Consider the following 22,651-nt stretch of genomic DNA (forward strand, 5'->3'; position numbering starts at 1 on the left):
ACCTTTTCTATATGGGCGATAAAATTAAATTAGTTTTATCTTATAGGATTAATCGGATTTAGGGAATAGCGAGATTGTAAAAAACTTCAAAATGACGTCAAAAGGCGAATCGAATAGTCTTCGATCCGCCTTAAATTCTTATTCCTCTTCCTATATTCGTACCGAAGACCAATACGTTTTAACCGTTCATTCGTTGCTTCCATACGCTGTAAACGATCTTATTCTGGGTTTATCGTCAGATTCTAATATTCGTAAACGCAAACCATCTATTGAAGCAGGTGCGATACGATCAATCTTCTTATGTCCGATCGCGCTGCCTCGAACAATCTCTTGCCATTCCCCACTGCACCATGCCTCTATCGCATAGGCTCGCACACATTCTCCGTATCGAATGTCCTCCATGATAACTACATGCTCCACAACTGTATTGGGCTCAAGTCCAAGGATAATAAATTGGCCTTCTTGATCTACGGTTTGTGCAAGGGCCTTGCCCAACCTGCGGCTAATCTCATCACCGAACGCAATTACCCGCTCAACGTCAGCATCCGGCAGAAGCCCGCGATTGTCCGGGGCCACATTCAGTAGAAGAGTCGCGCCATGGCCGACGGAACGATAATAAATATCCATCAGACTATCCAGGGACAGCAGAAGTCCTTCCTCATCGGGATGCCAGAACCAGCGATCTTTACGAATCGGTACGTCGCATTCCGCCGGAACCCAGCTTGGGGTCTCAGGCAGCCAGTTTAAGGAGGCATCGCTGAACATGCTGACTCTTGCCGATTCCGCCGTATTCCATGATGGATACGGTGCCACTCCGTCCTCGTTGCCAACCCACCGAATCGTAGGTGCTCCCATGTTAAAAATCATGGCACCGGGCTGATGCTGCTTCACCAGGCTCATAATCCGGCTCCAGTCATACTCTCTGCCCTCAGAGCCGGCTCCGTCGAACCATATTTCTACTAGCGGCCCATAACCGGTTATAAGCTCTTCCAATTGCCGCAGATAGAAGTCATCATAGGCTGCCTTATCCGAATAACAAGGCTCATGACGATCCCATGGCGATAAGTATAGTCCGAATCCGATTCCTTCCTCACGGCATGCTTCAGCGCATTCCTTCACGACATCGCCATGGCCTTCCTTCCAGGGACTAGAAGCAACCGAATAATCCGTTGTCAGCGTTGGCCACAAGCAAAAGCCGTCGTGATGCTTTGCTGTCAACACGAAATATCGGAAGCCCGCCCGCTTGGCTGTACGTACCCACTGGCGGGCATCCAGCTCTGCTGGGTGAAATAAACGAGGCGAATCATTCCCGTCACCCCATTCTTGATCGCAGAACGTATTCATCCCGAAATGACAAAAAAATCCAAGCTCAAAGTCCTGCCACAGTAGCTGATGCTCTGTTGGAAGGGGTCTATTTAAAGAAGAATGCATGATCCTGTTCTGTCCTCTCCACATCGAATAGATTACAGCTGGTGCCCTTATACCTCTCCATCTGCTCCCGCTGTTGGGCTTCGGATAAGCCGTTTACGTTAAGAGACCTGCCTATTCTTCCTGTACGAAGTTTAGCACCTGGTCGTCAACCGCAGCCGTCTCGCCAAGGTCGGGAGCATCGGTTAAATCCACTTCGGGATGTCCGGTTACGCCATGCAGCTCGAATAAAACAATTTCGTTTTCCCCTTTGCGCAGCAGCGGACCCGGCACGTATAACGCGCGCTGCGGTCCCGCTTCCCAATAGCGGCCAAGCTGGAAGCCGTTGATCCAGGCAATCCCCTTCTGCCAGCCGTCAAACCGGAGGAACGTATCGGCAGGTTCATCCACCTCCACAAATCCACGATAGAAGGCAGGACGCCCGTCATGCTGCTGTCCCCCTGTTACTTCCACAGACTCATAGCGGACCCGAGCGAGCTGCTCGGACTCAAGCGGCAGCAGGGTAACCGTCCAGTTCGACTGGAACTGGTTATCGATCAGGATACCTTCCGTTATTCCTTTATGATCGCGCAGATAAGGGCCGTAATTAACGCGGCCCATATTTTCGACCAGGACATCCAATCTTGCCCCTTCTCTGGGAACCGCGATCTCAATCGGCTGCGGATTCCACCGCTCAACAACGCCGATCAGCTTGCCGTCCAGGAATACCTGAGCGCGATCGCGCACCTCGCGAAGATGAAGCTTTTGTCTCGTTCTTGGCCCCTTAACCTGGGTCGAGTACAAAATAAAGCCGTAAGCCTGATCGTAATGCTCCATCGGCCGGATGCTGACGGATTGCACCTGTTCGGCGGATACCTGCTCGAGCTGATCCAGCAAATCGCCCCGTTCCGTTAAAATAACCTTGCCGTAAGCTTTCTTCGGAATCGGAGCCGGGAACGGCGCTCCTTCCGGTATGCCGTGCTTTTCGAGCACGCTTCGGATAGCTTTGTATTTCTCGGTTATATCCCCCCACTCCGTAAGAGGCGCATCATAATCATAGCTTGTTATCGTTGGTTCATAATGCTCACCGTAGTTGGCTCCGCTGTAAAAGCCGAAGTTTGTCCCGCCGTGGAACATGTAGAGATTCACGGATGCCCCTTGCTCCAGCATCTCATCCAATACGTTAGCGACATCCCCCGCCTCCCGGACATGATGCGGCTTCCGCCAATGGTCGAACCAGCCAAGCCAGTACTCCATCACCATCAGCGGTTCGTCCTGTCTATACTCCCGGTATTTCGCGAGGGACTCCGCTACGCGCGAACCGAAGTTAACTGTTGCATGCAGCCCCTCTACCGTGCCGCCCAGCAGCATCTCGTCCGTTGGGCCGTCCGAGGTGAACAGCAGACAGTCAACTCCGCGTCGGATCAGGCCATCCCTCAAGTAAGCCAAATACGCGGTGTCATTGCCGTAGCTGCCGTATTCATTCTCGACCTGCACCGCAATGATCGGACCGCCCCGCGAATCCAGCAGCGGCAGCAGGCGCGGAATAAGCTCGTCATAGTAGCGGTCGACTTTTTCCAGGTATTCATTATCCATGCAGCGCAAGCCCATGGACGATTTCAGCAGCCAGGCCGGCAAGCCGCCAAACTCCCACTCCGCGCATATATAAGGGCTGGGACGGACAATCACGTGCAGGCCAAGCCGGCCCGCCGTCTCTATGAACCGGGCGACATCCGCAAACCCGTCGAAGCGGAAGCTTCCCTCGCGGGGTTCATGCAGGTTCCACGGAATATACGTCTCTACCGTATTGAAACCGCAGGCCTTCAGCTTCAGCAGCCTGTCCTCCCAATATTCCGGCACAACCCGAAAATAATGAATCGCCCCCGACAAAATCCGGAACTCCTCGCCATCCAGCCTATATTTCTGATCCTTCCATGTTAACCGGCTCACCTTATACCTCCAATTAGCTCATGCCCCGCATAGAAAGAAAGCCCCGGAGCAACCGGCAGGTTGTCTCCGAAGCTCTCTTCCGTCAGCTTATGAGCGATTATTTCTTTTCTTTCTCGTTAATGATTTTTGTTGCTTCACTAACCATCCATTTCTGCACATCGTCAATCGACTCATTGCTCAGCATAAACTTGCTGAAGCCATCATCGATGACCTTGGTAAGTGCCGCGGTGGACACCGTAATTACGCTCGAAGCATCCAGGTATTTAATGTTGTCGCCAAACAGCGTGCTTTTCAGGGAATCGACATCGTACAGGTCTTTATTCTCGCCAATGATGCGATCCAGCAGCGCTTTGTTATCCGCTTTTTTCCAACCGGAGAATTCGGTACGCTTGTCGGAATCCGCGGTTGTCATAAAGCGCATCAGCTTAAACGACGCGTCTTTATGCTTGGAGCTTTCGCCCATCACAACCGAGCTGCCGCTTGTGAAATATTTGCCGCCTTCATAATCCTTCGGCTCGGCGCCTTTCGGAGGCAGCGGTACCGGTGCGAACGCCGTCTTGAACGTATGCGGGTATTGCTCCTGGTTGCCTACGTCCGGAATCGTAAAGCTTCCAGTCAAAATCATTGCGGCCTGCTCGTTGAAGAATTCCGTCCGGTAGTTCAGCTTGGCCGCAAGCACGTCGGCATAGGGCTTGGCCGATTTGTCGACGCTCTCCATATCCTTGCGGAGCTGGAAGAAGTATTTGTAGGAAGGATCGGACAAAATCGTCGAACCGTCGTCATAACGGAACGGATCCTTCATAACCGTCTGCGCCGGCGCGTTCATGTACAGCTCCCAGGTATGGAAGTACGTACCGTAGCGCTTGTCCACGCCTTCGCCTTTGGTCAGCTTCTTGGCATAGTCGCGGTAGTCATCCCAGGTCCAGCCATAGGTTGGAACCGGCAGGCCCGCTTCATCCAGCGCATCCTTGTTCAGCAGCACATAGTTGAAGCCCGAAGTCAGCTGCATGCCGTAGTAGTTATCGTTAATTTTCGGATTCACGTAATATTCGTCTTCCGCTACCAGGTTTTCCTGCTTATAGAAATCATTTAACGATGCCAATGCACCTCTTGTCGCACGTTCGTAAACAGCTCCAAGGCTCGGCATCGCTACAACGTCAACCGCCTCGCCCGAGGAGATCAGGAAGTCCAGCTTTTTCAGCATCTCTACGGAATCGCCCGGCACCAGCACGACATGCTCAACCTTGATATCCGGATTCTTGGTCATGAATTCATCCAGCATCGCGTCGGTTGCAACCGCTTGGGCTTCATTATCCCAGTTGTAATACTTGATCGTTACGGATTCCGATTTGCCCGATCCGGATGCGCCTTCGCTTCCCGAATTCGCCGAATTGCCTCCGCATGCGCTGAGCGCAACCGTGCCGGCCAGCAGCAAGCCCGCTACCGCCGTAAACTTGCGTTTTGCTTGTTTCATTTCTGCTTCCCCCTAGAACTTTATAATGACTACACACCCAGTATAACGATCGTCCCATTTTGCCAAGTGTATAATTTTGAGGTGAAACGAGTACTTTTTTGACTACCTTACCCTTTCACGCCGCCTAGCGCAATCCCGTTAATCACCTGCTTCTGCATGATAATGAATATAGCCAGAAGCGGAATAATCGCCGACAAGGCTGCCATCATCATAATCGCGTAGTTATTCGTGTAATCATCCCGGAACAGCGTAATGCCCAGCGGAATGGTGTACAGCTTTTTGCTCAGGAGGAAAATAAGCGGGTTCTGGTAATCATTCCACGTCCAGATGAATTTGATGATCGCCACGGTCGCCAGAACCGGCCGGCAGAGCGGAATCATAATCGAGAAGAACGTCCGCAGATGTCCCGCGCCGTCGATGCGCGCCGCCTCCAAATATTCATCGCTGATATCGGACATGAACTGTCGCAGCAGGAACGTGAAGTAAATCGAGAACATGCTCATCAGAATAATCGCGGCATGCGTATCGTAGAGCCCCAGCCAGCGAATGATGAGAAACCGCGGAATGAGCGTCGCCTGATCCGGAATGATCATAAAGGACAACATCGCCAGGAAGATCATATGACGGCCCCGGAAACGCAGCTTCGTCAGCGCGTAGGCGGACATCGACGAGACCAGCAGCGTGATAAGCGTAGTGATGATGGCAACCTTCAGGGAGTTCCAGTAGAAATGATAAAACGGAACACGTCCCATCCAGACCGATTTGAAGTTGTAAATAAAGTTGATTTTCTCCGGAATCCACTGGATCGGGAAGCGCATGACATCCTTCTCGAACTTGAAGGCCGACGAGACCATCCAGACGAGCGGGGTCAGGAACATCAGAGAGAATGCTCCAAGTAAGACGGTAATTATGCTTTTTGACAGTTTGGTTGTCACAGGTAATCCCCCTTTTCTTAGTCCTTCCCAAGCTTCCACGTCGCCGCCGTGATGATGCCGATAATGGCGAAGAGCAGCCAGGAGATCGCCGAGGCATAGCCCATATCATAGTTGCGGAAGCCTTCTTCGTAGATCCGGTAAACCAGCACGGTAGACGAATTGTTAGGACCGCCTTCCGTCAGATACGAGATGATATCAAACACCTTGAACGAGCCGATCAGCATCGTAATCGCAAGGAAAAAGGTTGTTGGACGCAGCAGAGGCACCGTAATGCGGAAGAACTTCTTCAGCGGAGACGCCCCGTCAATCTCGGATGCTTCGTAAATTTCATTCGAGATGTTGGTCAGACCCGCGGTATAAATAATAATCGTGTAGCCGAGGCTCGCCCATGTGCCGATGAACGCGATGGAGAGCAGCGAGGTCTTCGGATCAACCAGCCACTTCGGCGGAGCGTCAATGCCAAGCTGCATCAGAAGCTGATTAATCGGACCGAGGGACGGATGCAGCAAGGCGCTCCATACCGCGGCAATCGCAATGATCGACGAAATATAAGGGATAAAGAAAACAACCTTGAAGTAGCTTTTCAGAAAAACGCTGTTGTTGATGACAACGGCCAGCACCAGCGCAATCGCAATCGGAATCGGCACCGTCATGACAGTGTACAGCAGGTTGTTTTTCAGCGCCTCCAGAATGGCCGGATCATGGAACAGCTTCTTGTAGTTGCCAAGCCCGATCCACTCGATGCCGGGAAGGCCGGATAACATGTCCCATTTGGAGAAGCTCAAATATAAGGAGAACCCTAAGGCAAATACGTTTAACAGCAGCATCCCGACAATCTCGGGAATAAGAAATAGCCAGCCGACCAGCGCCTCTCTGCGTGACGGCGTCCAAAATTTCTTCCTGGCCGCAGCCGCAGGACTGGTGCCTGCCGTTTGTTTGACGACTTCCATACAATCACCTCGACTCTTATGTTGAGATCATAATAAGGGATTGAGCCGGTTTGTAAGCGAAGTATTCTGACCCGATACAGGGAAGATTTTGACCTTTTTCGACGGCCGGCAAAGTGCCGGCTACGTGAAAAAGCCGCGCTCGAGGCACGGCCTTTTCCGGGGGACAGCCCCCACTCAACCTATATTGCACAAATTACAACATAATACGCTCAAATCGTGTACTTCGGATGCGTACGATGTACGAAATGCAGCATATTGGACTGAAATGGGGTTCTTAGGGCAGTTTCTAGAGAAATATACTGCAAAAAACACAACATAATTCGTATTACTAGGTCAATAAGCGGCATTACGCTGTATTACGTGCAACGTAAAAAACGGGCATGACCCGAGCATGCAAAATGCCGCTGCTAGGAGCGGCATTTGAGAGAGAAATCTAGGCTTGCCAATCTAGGCTTACCAATCAGTTGATACTATTGTTAGTTACACTTTTGTTAGCGCCATTATGATTTGCGAACCAACTGATGCTTTTGCTTGAACTGGCTTGGGGTGAAGCCGATGTACTTCTTGAACACCTTCGAGAAATAAGCGCGGTCGGAATAACCAAGCCCAACGGCTAACGTCTCGAGCGTCTGGCCGGAGCTCTTCAGCATGTTGGCGGCTATCTTCATTTTGTACTGGTGCACATAGTCCGTGAAACTAAGCCCCGTCAGCCGTTTGAAATAACGGGAGAAGTAGCTTGGGTTCAAATACAGGTATTGCGCGATATCAATGGACGTAATATTGTCCGACAGATGATTGTCGATAAAAGCTTGGATGACCTGAAGCCGCGGCTCCCGCGATTTGGCGGCGCCTCCGGCATGGCCAAGCTGCTCTTGGGCTAGACGCTCCAGCCGGCCAACTGCCAGCTCCAGCGCGTCCTCCATCGTTCTTGCCGCGCCGATATAAGCATAGACGTCCTCTTCCGCTTTTCTACGCGGGAACAGGATTTCGGCTTCGCGAAGCAGCTGAACAAGCGCCTCGGTCCATTCCTCCGGCTCGATTCTGCGGCTTTCCGCCTCTTGACCGAAACGGACAAGAACTCCGCGCATCTCCCCCGTGTTCTTCTCCAAAATGGTGCGTTCAAGCCCGCCGCGGAATGCCGCATTAAAGTCCTGCGGCAGCGGGTAAAAGAGCTGGCCAAGCAGCTGCGAGGACGCAGCCGCGGCCAGCTGGCCCATCCGGTAAAACTCCGGCTTGCCGCTTCTGATCTGCTGGTAGACGGAACCGGCGGCCTGCAGAACCAGCTTGTCGGTGACAAGAACGATCTGCAGCGTAATTCTAAGGTATGCCGTCACCTGACGAAGCAGCTCATCCAGATACGACTGCAGATAAGCCTGATCATTCCCCGCCAGGTTCTGACGGTAATTGTACAGCACCATAAAATGATCCTGATCGATAAACGGCGTGATCCCTTTGTAGGATTGGGCAATTTCCATGGCAATATTATAGATCGCGTAACGGATAAGCGAAATATTGCTCCTGTTGTAGAGCAGCTCGTAATCCGAATAACGAAGATGAATCATCCCCATCATAAAGCACGCATAAGGCCACTCGATGCCTACGCGCGACGCATATGCACGCGTCTTCTCCAGATCCGCCCCATCCAAAATCAACTGGAATAACGCGCGTTTTTGCAGCTCGATGCTATACGCGTCGGAGTCCGTTCCGCCTTCCGCCTTCCGTCCCTTCAGACGGGCAACCGATTTGCGAAGACTCTCCTCCAGCTGGTCGGCCGTCAATTGATCCTTGATTAAATAATCGTCGGCATCCAGCTTCACCGCCTGCTGGGCATAATGAAATTCCTCGTGGCAGGTCAGAAAAATAATCCGGACGCCCGGCTTTATTGCCGTAAATTCCGCGGCCAGCTCGATTCCGTTCTTCTTCGGCAATCCGATATCCGTAATGACGATATCCGGCATCGTCTCCTTGAACAGATGCAGAGCTTTCACGCTGGAGAACGTGCTTGCGGCTACATGCAAATCATGCTGCTCCCATTCCATCATCTGCTGCAGCACTTTAAGCATCGGGACATCATCATCAATAAGCATGACTTTATACATGGGATACCTCCTGGACGGACGGAATTGGACTTGGAATAGGAATAGCCAAAATAACGGTAATACCGCCTGCAGCATTGGAGCGCAGCTTCATCTCTGCCGAGCCGTACGTCAGCTTCAGTCGCTGGATGACATTAAGCAGCCCTACCCGCTCATACGGCGCATACTCTTCCGCATCCGGATCCATGTCCGAAGAAACGTTTATTCGCCTGTTCAGCCAGACAAGCTGCTCTTCCTCCATGCCGCAGCCATCGTCTTCGATGGCCATATAAATACGGCCCTGCTCCCGGTAAGCATGAACAACGATATGAAGCTCGTCTTTCTCGTCCAATCCGTGTACGATCGCATTCTCGACGATAGGCTGAAGCACCAGCTTCGGCACGACAAAGCCCTTCAACTCCGGCTCGATGCGCGCTTCAAGGGATAACGGCATTTCGCTGCGGACCTTCATAATATCCACGTAATAACCAAGCAGCCTGCACTCTTCCTCAAGCGAGGATGGCGTATTTACCTTCAAATAGGCGCGCAGCAGATTCATTAACGAATCGACAATGCCGCTATGCACCTGGTCCTTGCTAAGAATGAGACTGCATTTAATCGAATTAAGCGTATTGATCAAAAAATGCGGCCGAATCTGCATAAACAGGGCTTCCAGCTCCATGACCCTTTTTTGCTCCTGCTCCTGTTCAATGTTCGTAATCAGCACTTCAATCTCGTCAAGCATCTGATTAAAAGAATGCCCAAGCTCCGCAATATCGTCCCTGCCCTTTACTTCAAGCCGCATATCGCGGTTCCCCAAAGCGAATTGGCGGGCAACCCGCTGCAGCTTCTGAATCGGATTATGCAGTTTCCTCGCGAACAATAGCGAGATGACCGAAAATACCACCGTAAACACCAGCACCAATCCGATTCCGATGTAAAAGGCACGCGAGATCTGGCCAAAAAGCGAATCCTCCGACGTCTCGTAAGCGAGCTTCCAGTCGGTTTTGTCCAGCGTCAGCTGGGTCCGGTATACCGAATCCGAAGAATCGCTTGACTGCAGCTGGACATTCGGACTGCCCGCAATCCGGTTGCCTGTCCCGTCGAACAACGCAATCTGACCGAATTCAACCCGCTCCAGCAGCTTTTCGAAGTAGGAGCCTTCAATTCCGACAAGCAAAACAGCCGTATAAGGCTTGCCGCCCCCGTCGCCTATAACTCTCGCAAGATAATATGTGCCGTCTTCACCCGGACTGTCATGAAGGAGTCCAAGATACTGCAGAACAACCGGCTTCGAGGCATTAACGTTCTTAAGGAGCGGTGCCAGCTTGCCGTTGATCGCGGCCAAATTCTCCGAATCCGGCGACAGGATAAAGTTCGCCCGGTTGACCAGATACATATGAATGCTATTGTTCAGCGGTTTGGATGTAATCAGCGAGAAGCTGTCTTTTATCCGGATAAAACGGGTGTAGTCGGTATACGTATTCAGCCTGCTTGTATCCGCGAACAGATTAAGGGATGCCCGCAGCTCGGAATCGTTTACGATATAATGCGAGGCAAAAGTCACGTCGTCTATCGTCCGGTCGATCTCCCCGACTATAACGTTCAGCATGCTGTTGTTGCTGATCTGAAACTTCTCTATCATGTTCTGCTTTAATAGCGTATATGAAATAACCGAAACGGCGAGGATCGGAAAAATAATAAACAAGAGAAAGGACAACTGGATTCTTCGGTAGTAGGTTAATCTCGTCATGGCTGCGCGCGCCTCTTTCCCCATACGATATATCCTCATTGTAGCAGTATCGGTATAACGGGAACATCCCCAAGGATTGGTTAGTCCCGATCCCGGTTCCTTTCATACCAATAGCCGCCGATTCCTCTATCAAGCCGGAGCAATGCTTCCAGATAAAAATAGTCTCCCCAGATCATATAATCATCCGGCGCCAGCCCGCCCCGCACATGATAAGAGCCATGCTTCAGCAGACCTTCCTCATCCCCGCCGCCATTAGTCGAATATTTAGAAACCAGCGCCTCCATTGTATACTGCAGACCGTCACGCAAATCTTCAAACGCAACATCCTTCGGATCCAAATGCGATAATAGCTCCAGCAGTCCGGCTGCCGCAATCGCGGAGGCCGAGCTGTCCCGGTACTTCCGCTGCTCCTCCGGCAGGTGGAAATCCCAATATGCAACGCCGTCCGCCGGCAGATGCTTTAAGAAATAGACTGCCATCCGCTTCGAGGTTTCGAGAAACAGCGGATCGCGCGTATAGCGATAGGACAATGCAAAGCCATAGATGCCCCATGCCTGTCCGCGCGTCCAGGCCGAGCCGTTGCCGAAGCCTTGATGCGTCGCGCCGCCAACCGGTTCACCGGTCTGCCGGTCGAAGAAAAACGTATGATAAGAGCTGTCGTCGCCTCTTACCAGATACCGTCTGCTTTTCTCCGCCTGGGCTTTGGCCGCTTCCTTATAGACCGGGTTGCCCGTCTGTTCAGAGGCCCAATACAGAAGAGGCAAGTTAAGCAGGCAATCGATAATAATTCTTCCGCCTTCCACCGGATCCCCTTCCGCTCCCCAAGCCTGAAAATAACCTCCCTCCTTGCGCCAGCGCTTCATCATGACGTCCGCCGCCGCAAGAGCCAGCTCCTTCGCCGATTCACTGCCGTCAACGATCCATTCCGCCTTTGCGGATAGAGAATACAGAAAGCCGATATCATGATGGTCCAGCACCACGTTGTCCTTCAGTCTCCGGCGGAAGCTTGCCGTTATTTTTCTTGCCGCCTCTCTTAATCTTTCGTCACCCGAATATTCATACCCGAGCCATAACAGTCCGCTCCAAAATCCGTTGGTCCAGTCATTGTTCTCTATTAGCGTATAACGGCTGCCTTCCCCTACATGTGGGTAAGAATCTCCGAATCTATCAATATTTCTCGCAATCGTGGCGATTGCCCCTTCAATTGCCGTCTTCCACATGTCTATTCGCCCCTTGCCTTGCGATTTTTCACTATCGTAATCGAATGCCGGAGCCTTAGGAGTGACAACTTTTGCCTCGAGTGTGTAAAATTTTGACCTTTTTCGCAAATGTTCGACCCAAAAATCACTCCGCATGAACCAGTCATATTCCCTGTAAGCGCTTATAAATATATTAGAGTCGGCTGGAGACTGTCATCCGTCTTGACCGGCTGAAGGGAGGGATGAAACGGGTTTCATGTTTCTTGTGCAACCGAAAGAAAGAAAACCAAGATGAGCGGAGGCTGTTGGAGAATGAGTCAAATTCGCGTATTATCCAAGCTTATGGTATGTATTGCGCTGCTGTTGGCCTTAACGGTTACCGCGATGCCGAAGGTAACGAATGCGGCCAGCGTTGCGATTACGAACGGACCGGTATGGTACGACACAACGGGCGGAACGATACAAGCCCACGGGGGAAGCATTATCAAAGTCGGCTCCACCTATTACTGGATTGGCGAAGATAAGCTGAACAATTCGGCCAACTTCTCGCATGTCGTCTGCTACTCCTCTACCGACCTGAAGAATTGGGCTTGGGTCAGCTATCCGCTCAAGACCACTTCCGCCTCCGAGCTTGCCTCAAGCAAAATCGAGCGTCCAAAGGTCATCTACAACTCTTCGACCGGCAAATACGTCATGTGGATGCATTACGAAAACGGCACGGATTACAGTCTTGGAAGAGTAGCCGTTGCTTCAAGCTCTTCCGTCTGCGGAGACTATACATACCACGGCAGCTTCCGTCCGTTGAACTACGAATCGCGCGATCTCACCGTCTTCAAGGATGATGACGGAACGGCCTACCTCGTCTCTGCCTCCAACAAGAACGGCGGCGCCAACGATACCATGGCCATCTTCCAGCTCAGCTCCGACTACCTGAGCGTTGCTTCCTTTAAGACCTGGTATTCGGACAACGGTTACCGGGAAGCTCCGGCAGTTGTGAAACAGGGAGGAAAATATTTTCTCATTACCTCTCAGGCTTCCGGCTGGTATCCGAATCAGGGCGGTTATTCCACGGCTACTTCAATGGCCGGTCCTTGGACGGCTGTTCAGCCGCTTGGCAATCCTTCAACCTTTGCATCGCAATCTACTTTTGTCCTGCCGATTCAAGGAACCTCCACGACCTCCTATCTGTACATGGCGGACCGTTGGAATTCCAGTACGCTAGGGGACTCCCGGTATATCTGGCTTCCTTTAACGCTAAACGGCTCAAGCGGTACGGCTTCTCTGGAATGGTACAGCAGCTGGAATCTGGATGCCTCAACCGGCTCCGTTACCTCCCCCTCTACGCTGACGAATCTGTCGCAGGGCAAGACGGCAACCGCCAGCTCGTCGGCTTCCGGCTATGCGCCTGGCAGCGCCAATGACGGAAATTACCAGACCAGCTGGAAGGCATCCGCCGTTACCTGGCCGTCCTGGTGGCAGGTTGATCTAGGCTCCTCCAAGAACGTCAAGGAAATCGATATTTCCTGGTACATGGTGAAGGGCTCCGAGGGTTATCACCAATACAAAATCGAGTACAGCACTAACGGTACCAGCTATACGACAATCGACCGAACGAGTAACAAAACGTACGGCTTCACGACCGACAGCGTTAATATTACGGCCAGGTATATAAGGATCCAACTCGTCAACGCGGTTCTCTGGAACAACCCGGGCAACTGGTATACGCCAACCTTATGGGAGGTTAAGGTGCTCGGCAGTTAACGATAACGCAAAGAAGCGGCCATGCGGGTCTACCCCCACGGCCGCTCTCCTGTTACTGCGCATATTCCCTCAACAGCTCTTCCGTCGTCTGCTCATTCCGCTGTTTCTTTTTCATAATGCCTTTCGCTTCCCAGCAGGCGATACATTTCTCCTCCGTGTCGCATTTATGGGCGTCCTCGCAGGTATAGCAGTATTTGATCATGTTTTTCGTAATTTCGCTTTCTCTATTGTTGTCATCTATCACGGTTCTCATCTCCTTGCTTCCTACTTGATGATTTGCTTCAGCGGAGGGGTCGTTCCTTGTCCGCCCTTCTTCAGGTTGCCGATCCATTTGCGCAGCAGCGGCAGCAGGTAATAGTCGGCTCCGAATTTACCGCCGTTAACCCCTGCGATCATCACAATGCCTCCAAGAAGAATCAGCCAAGGATTCGTGCTTACGGTCCCCGCGAACAGGAACATGAAGTTCATCAGCATTCCGAAAAATGCCGCCGTTGCCGTTAAAGCGCCTAGAATAAGTCCAAGACCAACAAGCGTCTCGCCAAGCGGAATAAGAATATTGATGGCCTTCACATTAGGCAGCGCCGCATGCTCGATGAACCGGACAAAATTCGGATAGACATTGGCATTTGTCTCATGGTCAATGACGGGATTGGCAATCGCCCCTTTCAGGAAGCCTCCTGCATTAAAGCCGTCTTTCAGCTTGTGAAAACCGGCGTCCAGCCATTGCCAGCCTACATATAAACGGAGCAGAAGAACAAGTCCCGCGGCATAAACGTTCTCGCGCATAAACTTCAACATAATAATCTCTCCCTTAATGAATATATTGTGAATAAAATCACAAAGTTAACAGAAAGCATAGAAACCGGATGATCGAGCGGTTCGTATTGATTCCGGTGTTCTCACGCTATATATCGAGATTACAGCTTTTGCAGCAGGCCCGTTTTTCCGAAGAAGAGCTGGATTTCCAGGCTTGCATGATCCAAGGAATCGGAGCAGTGAATGACATTCTCGTCGATATCGGATCCGTAATCGCCCCGGATCGTACCGGGAGGCGCCTTTACGGGATTCGTCGGACCAATTAAAGATCTTGCGTTCCCGACAGCCGACTGCCCTTCCACAATCATGGCGAATACGGGACCGGACGTAACATATTGAATCAAATCCTCGAAAAACAGCTGCTCCTTCAAATGACGGTAATGCGTGCGCGCCGTTTCCTCGGATAGCTCCTTCAACTCCGCGTAAACCGGCTTCAGCCCTTTCTTCTCGAAGCGGCTTACGATCTCGCCGATCAATCCCCGCCTTACGCCGTCCGGCTTTATCATGACAAAGGCTCTTTCGTTCATGTTTATCATCTCCTTCTTGATTTCATCTTACTGCTTTACGTAAGCCGAAGAAGTGATAAAAATCACACCTTTGAAATTATTTTGGAATAATCAGGGTAACGGTTGTCCCTTCGCCGATTGCCGATTCCATCGACAAATTCCCTCCGGCCAGCTTCGCCCTCTCGACCATGCTGTATCTTCCGACCCCTTGCGTCTGCACTGCCATGTCAAAGCCAATCCCCCGGTCAAGAATCCGGGCCACTACTTGCTTCTCGTCCTCCAGGATTTCCACCTCGGCTTCGGATACGTCCGCGTACTTGGCAATATTGGTCAACGCCTCCTGGATGATCCGGTAAATAACCGTCTCTACCTGCACGTCCAGCCGCTTGCGCAGATTGCTCTTGAACGATACCTTAATGCCGTAATGGGAGGTGTAGTTTTCCAGATGCGTCCGGAGCGCTGGCACAATGCCGAGATCATCCAGCACAGACGGCCGCAGCTGCCAGGCCACGCTCCGTACCTCTTCGATAATGCCGGCCACCTGATTGCGGATGAAGGGCAACTGCTCCTCGCCATAAGCAGGAGCCGAAATGACGCGATCCAGCTGAATGAGCAGGGAAAACAAGCTTTGCCCGATACCGTCATGCAGCTCCCGGGAAAACTTGCGCCGTTCTTCTTCCTGTATGGTCATCACTTTGGATAAGGTTTCCTGAAGCTCCTCCTCCACCTTCTTCAGCCGGGTGACTTCGTTACGGATCGCCAGATACTGATACGGCTTGCCGTTCTCGCCCACAAAAGGAACGATTGTCGTATTCACCCAATAGGATGTGCCGTCCTTCGCCTTGTTCTTGATATCCCCATACCAGACTTGGCCGGAAGATATGGTTGTCCATAGCTCCTTCATAAAAGCTTTCGGATGAGTGCCCGAATTGATAATCCGGTGGTCCTGCCCTAGGAGCTCGGAGCGGTCATATTGGGATATCTCGCAGAACTTATCGTTGACATAAAGAATCTTGCCCGCGTGGTCGGTCATCGCCACAATCGAGGATGCATCAAGCGCCAGCTTCACATCCGCGAGCTGCTTGAGCGAGCTCTGCAGCTCGCTTCGGAACTGCGAATCCTCGATCCGTTCCTCCAGCTGGAGCAGCAAGGAGTCGACATGCTCGGCGAGCACCTTATTCCCCGCTCGATGATTAATCAAAGTTAAGCAGCCCCTTTTTCATGGCGTATTTGATCAGCTCCGGTCTAGATTTAAGCCCTAGCTTCTCCATCACGTTGCTCTTATGCGTCTCGACGGTTTTGACGCTGATCACCAGCATTTCGGCCATTTCCTTATTAGCATAACCTTTGGCCGTTAGCGATAGAACCTCTTTCTCGCGCTCTGACAAGGCATGAAAGAGATCTCCGCTGTCTCCCCGCTGCATCCGGTCCACGTATTCTTTCATTAACCGTTTGGTTGCCGTCGGATACAAATAAGCGTCTCCTTGGGCAATCGAGCGGATGGCCGTAAGCAGCTCCTCGTGGGGAGCGTTCTTCAGCACATACCCCGCCGCCCCTGCATGGATGGCGCGGAACAGATATTCATCGTCGTCATGCATCGTCAGAATGAGAATTGCCGTATCCGGAAGCAGCCCCTTCAGCTCGGCGGCTGCCGTAAGACCGTCCTTCCCTTGCGGCATGCTTAAATCCATTAATACAACATCGGGCTTCAGCTCTAATGCCGTCCGTATCCCTTCATCTCCGTCGGAAGCTTCCGCAATGACCTCCATATCCTCCGTTCCGCTCAAAAGCATGCGCAATCCGGAGCGAACCATCGCATGATCATCTACAATTATCATTCTTATCATTAGCGGCCTCCTCTCTTAAGCAGCAAAGAAGATATTCTTTGCGCTTCCTCTTCGGTAAACGGCTGATGCTTCCTTCTGCCTAGCAGCACAATGCCGCCACGGTAATAGGGATGGCTGCCGGGAACGGGCAGACCTAAAGCGGATACCAGCTTTTCCGCCAGAATGACCGGGCATTCCCGGAGCAAGGACGTATTTTTCCACCCGTTCACCAGACAAACCGTTCCATGACGCAGCACCGTTCCGCCTATTCCTATTCCCGGCTGAATTCTCATATGTTCGACTTTGCCGTTCAAGCTGCCGATCACCGCAATCCATTTCATGCTCCCGTGATGCCCGGCAGGACCGGCAAATGCGATAAAGTCGCTCTCGCTTCCGTGAAGGATTTCCTGAAGGCCATGCCGTATACGCTCTTCGCCGACAGACTCCGATAACTCTTTCAAGCTGCTATCCCCTTCGTTTTTCGTATTCGATACCGCCTGCCTATTGTCCTATTGTAAGGGATGGGAAATTTCTTGTATGTAAGGGGGTTCCCCTATTCAAGAGTCAGGGAATTCCCTAATAACAGAAAAGAAGCCCCGGCTGACCGCAGCCGGGGTTACATGCGGCAAATCTCCTTCGGGCAATTCTCGCAGCAGCAAGTTTCCCGCAGGTACCGCAAATTTTTAATGATCAAATGACCGTCTTCATAAGCGATAACGTCATCCTTCTTGAGATCGCTCAGCATTCGGTTCACGCTTTCGCGCGTCGCTCCGATCATATCGGCCATCTCCGAATTGCTGATTTTGAGCGTAATAAAGATATGCTCCGCTGTAGGTTTGCCGTAGGAATTGCTAAGGCGAATAAGCAGCGAGCAAAGGGCACCCGTCTTGCCAAACATCATGAGATCCCGGAATTTCGTCTGCGTCAGGCGGTGCATCAGCCCCATCCATCTCATAAACTCAACGGCAAGATCGCCATGCTGCCACAAGAGCACCTCGAGATCCTTCCTCTGGATGACGCCAATCTTCGCATCCTCCGTTACTTCCGCCCTGAAGCTGTGAACCGAGTCCGGGAAAGGATCCATCTGACCGATCAGATCCCCCTTCTGGTACAGATACAGCGTTAAGGTACGGCCGCTGTCCGTCGACTTCACCGCACGGACCCGGCCTTTCATAATAAAATACAGCTTATCCGCCGCATCGCCCTCCCAGAACAAGCAGCTTCCTTTTTCATAGGCGCGTTTGTACATAATGCTGTCCAGCTTCTCGAAGCTTTCCTTCGATAATACGGGCTCCTGCCCTTCCATCGACGCGTTGTTTACTCCCATCCCTTATTGCCCCTTCCGAGTGATCGTTATAATCAGCATAACGCCATTCGAAAAGCCGCAACATCGGGGAATCACCTGATCTTGAAGGGGATATTTCCTTATTTTTACCGTTGGATGCCCTGATGGCATTCCGCCTGGATGATGGCCATAGCTCTCGTTACCTCCTGCTCGGTTGGAGCGGGAACACCCTCCAGCGGATACGGACGGCCCAGCGTCTGCCATTTGTATACGCCCATCCGGTGATAAGGAAGAAGCTCAAGCCTCTCCACGTTGACCAGCCCGCCGATAAATCGGCCGAGCAACCGCAAATCCTCCGCGTGATCGGTTATGCCGGGGATCAGCACATGGCGGATCCATACCGGCTTGGATATGGAAGACAGCCACTTGGCAAAATGCAAAATCCGGTCATTGGGCTGCGACGTCAGCCGTTCATGCTTGTCTCGATCGATCTGCTTCAAATCAAGCAGGACAAGATCCGTGTCGTTCATCAGCTCGGACGCATGGGAGGGGTCGCAGAAGCCTGAGCTGTCCAGCGCGGTGTGCAGGCCATATTTCTCTTTGCAGGCCTTGAACAGAGCAGCGACAAATGGAGCCTGCAGCGTAGGCTCTCCTCCCGTCACCGTAATTCCTCCGCCTGAACCGCGATAGTAAGGCAAATAAGGCTCAATCTCCTCCAAAATATCGTCCACCGTCACCTGCCGTCCTGCGGCCGTATCCCAGGTATCCGGGTTATGGCAGAACTGGCACTGCAGGGCGCAGCCCTGCATGAACAGGACAAACCGGATGCCGGGGCCGTCAACGGTGCCAAAGGTGTCTATCGAATGGATTCGTCCTTTCATGCCCGCCGCGCTCCTTTCTTGATCCTATTATTTATTGGCTGGACTAAATCTCTCCGTGGAAGGTGCGGTTGATCACATCGAGCTGCTGCTCTCTTGTCAGCTTGATAAAGTTGACTGCATAACCCGATACCCGGATCGTCAGCTGCGGATAATTCTCGGGATGCTCCATCGCGTCGAGCAGCTGCTCGCGGTTAAAGACGTTTACGTTCAGATGATGCCCGCCGCTTGCCGTATAGCCGTCAAGCAAGGCAGCCAGGTTGCTGAACCGGGCCGTTTCTTCTTTCCCGAGCGCCTTCGGAATAATCGAGAAAGTGTTCGATACGCCGTCCAGGCTATGCTCATAAGGAATCTTTGCTACCGAAGCGAGCGAAGCAAGCGCCCCCTTGCGGTCACGGCCGTGCATCGGATTCGCGCCAGGAGCGAATGGCTGGCCGGCTTTGCGGCCGTCCGGCGTGCTGCCGGTTTTTTTGCCGTACACGACGTTGGAAGTAATGGTCAGGACGGACATGGTAGGAATCGCGCCTCGGTAGGCCTTATGCTGGCGCAGCCGGTTCATAAAGCCTTCGGCAAGCTCTACGGCAAGCTGGTCGGCACGGTCGTCGTTATTGCCGTATTGCGGATATTCGCCTTCGATTTCGAAGTCGACCGCTATCCCCTTCTCGTTCCTGACCGGACGGACCTTCGCGTACCGGATCGCGCTCAAGCTGTCGGCCACCACGGACAGCCCGGCAATGCCGCAGGCCATCGTCCGGATAATGTCCCGGTCATGCAGCGCCATCTCAAGCCGTTCGTAACAGTATTTATCATGCATGTAATGAATGACGTTCAGCGTGTTCATATACAGCTTGGCAAGCCAATCCTGAATGACGCCGAATTTCTGCTTGACTACCTCGTAATCCAGCACTTCGGAGGTTATAGGCGCGATAGCCGGACCAATCCGTACGCCAAGCTTCTCGTCTACGCCGCCGTTAATCGCGTACAGCAGCGCCTTCGCCAGATTCGCCCTTGCCCCGAAAAACTGCATTTGCTTGCCGATCCGCATGGCGGATACGCAGCAGGCAATGCCGTAGTCGTCTCCGAAAAAGGGCCGCATCAGGTCATCATTCTCGTATTGAATCGAGCTGGTCTCCGCCGATACCTTGGCGCAATATTTCTTGAAGGGCTCGGGCAGCTTTGACGACCACAGGACGGTCAGGTTGGGCTCCGGCGCCGGTCCAAGCGTATAAAGGGTATGCAGGAAACGGAAGGAATTGCGCGTAACCCGCGTCGCCCCGTCTAAGCCCATGCCGCCAACCGATTCCGTCACCCAGGTCGGGTCGCCGCTGAACAGCTCATTGTAGTCGGGTGTACGCAGGAACTTCACGATCCTGAGCTTCATCACAAAATGGTCAACCAGCTCCTGTGCTTCCCGTTCCGTTAAGGTACCTTCCCTCAAATCCCGCTCGAAATAAATATCGAGAAAGCTGGATACGCGTCCCAGGCTCATTGCCGCTCCGTTCTGCTCTTTGATAGCGGCTAGATAGGCAAAATAGAGCCATTGCACCGCTTCCCGCGCGTTTGCCGCAGGAGCGGAGAGGTCAGAGCCGTACGCGGCAGCCATTGCCTTCAGCTCGCCAAGACTCCGAAGCTGCTCGGATAATTCCTCGCGAAGCCGGATAACCTCCTCCGTCACGGCGTCTACTTCCAGCTGCAGCAGCTCTTCTTTTTTCCCTTGAATCAGCCGGTCGACGCCATACAGAGCAACGCGCCGGTAATCCCCGATAATGCGGCCGCGGCCGTAAGCATCGGGCAAGCCCGTGATAATGCCTGCTTTTCTCGCAGCCCGCATATCGGTCGTATAAGCATCAAAAACTCCTTGATTATGCGTCTTGCGGATATCCGTAAACACCCGGAGCATCTCGGGATCAAGTTCATAGCCGTAAGCCTCGCAAGCATCGGCAGCCATTCGAATGCCGCCAAACGGCTGCACGGCCCGCTTCAGCGGCGCGTCGGTCTGCAGGCCAACGATCTTCTCCTTGCTTTTATCGATATAACCCGGCGCATGCGAGGTGATTGCGGATACGGTATGAACATCGATATCATGGACGCCGCCGCGCTCCCGTTCTTCCTTGAGCAGGCCGCTGACCTGCCTCCAAAGTGCATTCGTGTCTTCGGTTGCGGATGCGAGGAACTGTTCGTCGCCTTCATACGGTGTAAGGTTTTTCTCGATAAACGAATTGACATCAATTTGTTTCTTCCATTTTCCGTCAGCGAACCCCCGCCATGCATCTTTGCCGGCCGCCCCTCTTCTGACTTCGTTTTCCTTCATCGCCATCTTCAAGCACCTCCGTTTTCTATGTCTCCATGTTACGGTTTTCCGGTTGTTCCGGCTGTGACTTAGCTCACAATCCGAATCAAAAACCTGTTCATCGTTATGTCGCCTCTCCAGCCGGAATCGTCCGAATAAAGCGGTTGTCGATCCTGTTGCTCCGCAGCTCGGATTCCTTCAGCCTTAACCAATTGATTTGCCGCAGGAAGCCGGCAAGATCGGCTTGCCCAAGCTCCAGCTGCACTCGGATCAGCTCCTCGCAGGCCCGGTCGTATACGCCATGCAAAGGATAGATTCGGCCGCCAATCCACGGGATAGCCGCATCGTATCCTTCGCGCTTGCCGTCAGTTAGAAGATCGGCGGCTTCAGCCGAAGGATAAGGCATATGGCAGCCGATAATCCAGACATCCCGGTGCCTGGCGAGAGCAAGGCCGGCATGCATGCCGCTTAATACGCCCTGGTTCGAATAATAATCGCTGATAATGCGGATATCCCGGTCTACATGGCGGAGGAACAGCCGCGGCTCATTGGTCACGATCGTAATGTCATCGCAGTTGCTCCGCATTTCCTTGATCTGGCGCTCAATAACCGTCTGTCCGCCAACGATGCGGAATGCGCGTTTATCTGCTTTTCTTCCTTCATAAAGATCCCCTGCTAAGATCACACCGGACAGCACAACAATCCCTCCTTATCCAATCAGGAGAACAAATAGTCCATATCGGTCAAAATATCCTCGGCCAGCGGAAACAGCAGCTCCTCTTCCATCTGGAAATGAGCGGTCAGTATAAAGCAGCCCTGCGTGAGGCAGTCGCAGCCTCCCTTCATTTCCCGCTGCAGATCGGCGCCGCTTATCGGCTCCAGCCGCAAAGCATGGAGCAGGTTGCTGCTTGCCTGAACAAACGATTCAATATACTGGACGGCAAGCTCATGGTCTTTTTCCAGCACCCATAACGAAGGCATAATGGTTGGCTCAATCTTCTTGTGCGAATAATGCATCAGAATAGGGAACAGCTCCTCCTCTTCCCAAACGGAATGCCGCTTCAGCTCGCGCAGAAGCAACTCCGCTTCTTCCCGAAGTCCGATTAAGCCCTCTATCGTTACGTAACTGCTCATCCCCGCAGCATGATGAATGCTTTGCTGGCATAGAGCGCTGCACATCGCTTTTATTTGTTCATGGTCCGATTCCAATCTCATCGCCAGCCTTGCAAAGGAGCTTGGCCTCGCTGTATTAAACGGATCCAGTCTCATTCCAATCCCTCCCGTACCGCTTCCTTAAAAATGTTCATACCCCAGCCTACCATCTGCCGGTCATAGCCGGCTGTGACGCATATCACAGTTGGCCGGACGGACATGGAACGTTCAAATAAAAAAGGGGATGTCCCATTCGTCATTAATATGACGAATGGGACACCCCCCTTTGTTATTTTGGTTTGGGTTAAACAGCAGCCTGCGCATTTTAATGTTCTTCCAATCGCCATTGCTCAGGGATTCCGTGAATCAACGAGGTAAGGTTGGAATCCCTTCA

At 52.4% G+C, this 22,651-nt stretch carries 20 protein-coding genes; 1 reads left to right on the forward strand and 19 read right to left on the reverse strand.

Going from position 1 to position 22,651, the window contains the following annotated elements; all coding sequences use genetic code 11:
- Positions 1–186: 186 nt before the first annotated feature.
- From PJDR2_RS26305 to PJDR2_RS26340, 8 genes are all read right to left on the reverse strand, one after another.
- Positions 187–1,431, reverse strand: a complete 1,245-nt coding sequence (locus PJDR2_RS26305; RefSeq protein ID WP_015846784.1) for an alpha-L-fucosidase — start codon at positions 1,429–1,431, stop codon at positions 187–189.
- A 111-nt stretch (positions 1,432–1,542) separates the two neighbouring features.
- Positions 1,543–3,357, reverse strand: coding sequence for a glycoside hydrolase family 35 protein (locus tag PJDR2_RS26310; RefSeq protein ID WP_015846785.1), 1,815 nt, complete (start codon positions 3,355–3,357; stop codon positions 1,543–1,545).
- Positions 3,358–3,454: 97 nt separating this feature from the next.
- Complete coding sequence (locus PJDR2_RS26315) at positions 3,455–4,831, reverse strand: ABC transporter substrate-binding protein (protein WP_015846786.1); 1,377 nt, start codon at positions 4,829–4,831, stop codon at positions 3,455–3,457.
- Between the two features lie 107 nt (positions 4,832–4,938).
- Positions 4,939–5,709, reverse strand: a complete 771-nt coding sequence (locus PJDR2_RS26320; RefSeq protein WP_083778274.1) for a carbohydrate ABC transporter permease — start codon at positions 5,707–5,709, stop codon at positions 4,939–4,941.
- Positions 5,710–5,783: 74 nt separating this feature from the next.
- Positions 5,784–6,716 (reverse strand): carbohydrate ABC transporter permease, encoded by a 933-nt coding sequence (locus tag PJDR2_RS26325; RefSeq protein WP_015846788.1) that lies wholly within the window; start codon positions 6,714–6,716, stop codon positions 5,784–5,786.
- Between the two features lie 500 nt (positions 6,717–7,216).
- A complete protein-coding gene (locus PJDR2_RS26330; protein WP_015846789.1) occupies positions 7,217–8,815 on the reverse strand; it encodes a response regulator transcription factor in 1,599 nt (532 codons plus the stop codon).
- The gene (locus PJDR2_RS26335; protein ID WP_015846790.1) at positions 8,808–10,568 is read right to left on the reverse strand and encodes a cache domain-containing sensor histidine kinase; all 1,761 of its coding nucleotides are present in this window, start codon (positions 10,566–10,568) and stop codon (positions 8,808–8,810) included. The genes PJDR2_RS26330 and PJDR2_RS26335 overlap by 8 nt, the downstream gene beginning before the upstream one ends.
- Positions 10,569–10,624: 56 nt before the next feature.
- Positions 10,625–11,764: a glycoside hydrolase family 88 protein gene (locus PJDR2_RS26340; protein ID WP_015846791.1), complete on the reverse strand. Its 1,140-nt coding sequence runs from the start codon at positions 11,762–11,764 to the stop codon at positions 10,625–10,627.
- Positions 11,765–12,055: 291 nt separating this feature from the next.
- Here PJDR2_RS26340 and PJDR2_RS26345 point away from each other — a divergent pair, with 291 nt between their 5' ends.
- Positions 12,056–13,504: a family 43 glycosylhydrolase gene (locus tag PJDR2_RS26345; protein ID WP_015846792.1), complete on the forward strand. Its 1,449-nt coding sequence runs from the start codon at positions 12,056–12,058 to the stop codon at positions 13,502–13,504.
- A 52-nt stretch (positions 13,505–13,556) separates the two neighbouring features.
- Here the strand turns inward: PJDR2_RS26345 and PJDR2_RS26350 are convergent, their stop codons facing one another.
- From PJDR2_RS26350 to PJDR2_RS26400, 11 genes are all read right to left on the reverse strand, one after another.
- Positions 13,557–13,757, reverse strand: coding sequence for a hypothetical protein (locus PJDR2_RS26350; RefSeq protein ID WP_015846793.1), 201 nt, complete (start codon positions 13,755–13,757; stop codon positions 13,557–13,559).
- 11 nt (positions 13,758–13,768) lie between these two features.
- Complete coding sequence (locus PJDR2_RS26355) at positions 13,769–14,302, reverse strand: DoxX family membrane protein (RefSeq protein ID WP_015846794.1); 534 nt, start codon at positions 14,300–14,302, stop codon at positions 13,769–13,771.
- Between the two features lie 119 nt (positions 14,303–14,421).
- A complete protein-coding gene (gene ndk / locus PJDR2_RS26360) occupies positions 14,422–14,847 on the reverse strand; it encodes a nucleoside-diphosphate kinase (RefSeq protein ID WP_015846795.1) in 426 nt (141 codons plus the stop codon).
- Between the two features lie 76 nt (positions 14,848–14,923).
- A complete protein-coding gene (locus tag PJDR2_RS26365) occupies positions 14,924–16,027 on the reverse strand; it encodes a PAS domain S-box protein (RefSeq protein WP_015846796.1) in 1,104 nt (367 codons plus the stop codon).
- Positions 16,020–16,673 (reverse strand): response regulator transcription factor, encoded by a 654-nt coding sequence (locus PJDR2_RS26370; RefSeq protein WP_015846797.1) that lies wholly within the window; start codon positions 16,671–16,673, stop codon positions 16,020–16,022. Before PJDR2_RS26370 ends, PJDR2_RS26365 begins: the two co-directional genes overlap by 8 nt.
- Complete coding sequence (locus PJDR2_RS26375; protein ID WP_015846798.1) at positions 16,673–17,113, reverse strand: hypothetical protein; 441 nt, start codon at positions 17,111–17,113, stop codon at positions 16,673–16,675. Before PJDR2_RS26375 ends, PJDR2_RS26370 begins: the two co-directional genes overlap by 1 nt.
- Before the next feature lie 155 nt (positions 17,114–17,268).
- Positions 17,269–17,979: a Crp/Fnr family transcriptional regulator gene (locus tag PJDR2_RS26380; RefSeq protein WP_015846799.1), complete on the reverse strand. Its 711-nt coding sequence runs from the start codon at positions 17,977–17,979 to the stop codon at positions 17,269–17,271.
- 104 nt (positions 17,980–18,083) lie between these two features.
- Complete coding sequence (gene pflA, locus PJDR2_RS26385; protein WP_015846800.1) at positions 18,084–18,818, reverse strand: pyruvate formate-lyase-activating protein; 735 nt, start codon at positions 18,816–18,818, stop codon at positions 18,084–18,086.
- A 43-nt stretch (positions 18,819–18,861) separates the two neighbouring features.
- Entirely contained in the window at positions 18,862–21,132 is a 2,271-nt protein-coding gene (gene pflB, locus PJDR2_RS26390) for a formate C-acetyltransferase (protein WP_015846801.1), read from the reverse strand.
- 97 nt (positions 21,133–21,229) lie between these two features.
- Positions 21,230–21,802, reverse strand: coding sequence for a molybdenum cofactor guanylyltransferase (gene mobA / locus PJDR2_RS26395; RefSeq protein WP_015846802.1), 573 nt, complete (start codon positions 21,800–21,802; stop codon positions 21,230–21,232).
- Between the two features lie 20 nt (positions 21,803–21,822).
- Positions 21,823–22,374 carry a hemerythrin domain-containing protein gene (locus PJDR2_RS26400; protein WP_015846803.1) on the reverse strand — a complete coding sequence of 184 codons (552 nt, stop codon included), beginning with the start codon at positions 22,372–22,374 and terminating at the stop codon, positions 21,823–21,825.
- Positions 22,375–22,651: the final 277 nt, after the last annotated feature.

Origin of the sequence: Paenibacillus sp. JDR-2 (assembly GCF_000023585.1) — a bacterium.
Taxonomy (GTDB): Bacteria; Bacillota; Bacilli; order Paenibacillales; family Paenibacillaceae; genus Pristimantibacillus.

Bases quoted from the DNA above. Each gene is read 5' to 3' on its own strand.
- PJDR2_RS26400 (WP_015846803.1), bottom strand. From the start codon at position 22,374: ATGAGACTGGATCCGTTTAATACAGCGAGGCCAAGCTCCTTTGCAAGG.
- PJDR2_RS26320 (WP_083778274.1), bottom strand. From the start codon at position 5,709: ATGTTCCTGACCCCGCTCGTCTGGATGGTCTCGTCGGCCTTCAAGTTC.
- PJDR2_RS26315 (WP_015846786.1), bottom strand. From the start codon at position 4,831: ATGAAACAAGCAAAACGCAAGTTTACGGCGGTAGCGGGCTTGCTGCTG.
- PJDR2_RS26345 (WP_015846792.1), top strand. From the start codon at position 12,056: ATGAGTCAAATTCGCGTATTATCCAAGCTTATGGTATGTATTGCGCTG.
- pflB (WP_015846801.1), bottom strand. From the start codon at position 21,132: ATGGCGATGAAGGAAAACGAAGTCAGAAGAGGGGCGGCCGGCAAAGAT.
- PJDR2_RS26335 (WP_015846790.1), bottom strand. From the start codon at position 10,568: ATGGGGAAAGAGGCGCGCGCAGCCATGACGAGATTAACCTACTACCGA.
- PJDR2_RS26305 (WP_015846784.1), bottom strand. From the start codon at position 1,431: ATGCATTCTTCTTTAAATAGACCCCTTCCAACAGAGCATCAGCTACTG.
- PJDR2_RS26380 (WP_015846799.1), bottom strand. From the start codon at position 17,979: ATGGGAGTAAACAACGCGTCGATGGAAGGGCAGGAGCCCGTATTATCG.
- PJDR2_RS26350 (WP_015846793.1), bottom strand. From the start codon at position 13,757: ATGAGAACCGTGATAGATGACAACAATAGAGAAAGCGAAATTACGAAA.
- PJDR2_RS26330 (WP_015846789.1), bottom strand. From the start codon at position 8,815: ATGTATAAAGTCATGCTTATTGATGATGATGTCCCGATGCTTAAAGTG.
- PJDR2_RS26340 (WP_015846791.1), bottom strand. From the start codon at position 11,764: ATGTGGAAGACGGCAATTGAAGGGGCAATCGCCACGATTGCGAGAAAT.
- PJDR2_RS26355 (WP_015846794.1), bottom strand. From the start codon at position 14,302: ATGTTGAAGTTTATGCGCGAGAACGTTTATGCCGCGGGACTTGTTCTT.
- PJDR2_RS26325 (WP_015846788.1), bottom strand. From the start codon at position 6,716: ATGGAAGTCGTCAAACAAACGGCAGGCACCAGTCCTGCGGCTGCGGCC.
- ndk (WP_015846795.1), bottom strand. From the start codon at position 14,847: ATGAACGAAAGAGCCTTTGTCATGATAAAGCCGGACGGCGTAAGGCGG.
- pflA (WP_015846800.1), bottom strand. From the start codon at position 18,818: ATGAAAGGACGAATCCATTCGATAGACACCTTTGGCACCGTTGACGGC.
- PJDR2_RS26370 (WP_015846797.1), bottom strand. From the start codon at position 16,673: ATGATAAGAATGATAATTGTAGATGATCATGCGATGGTTCGCTCCGGA.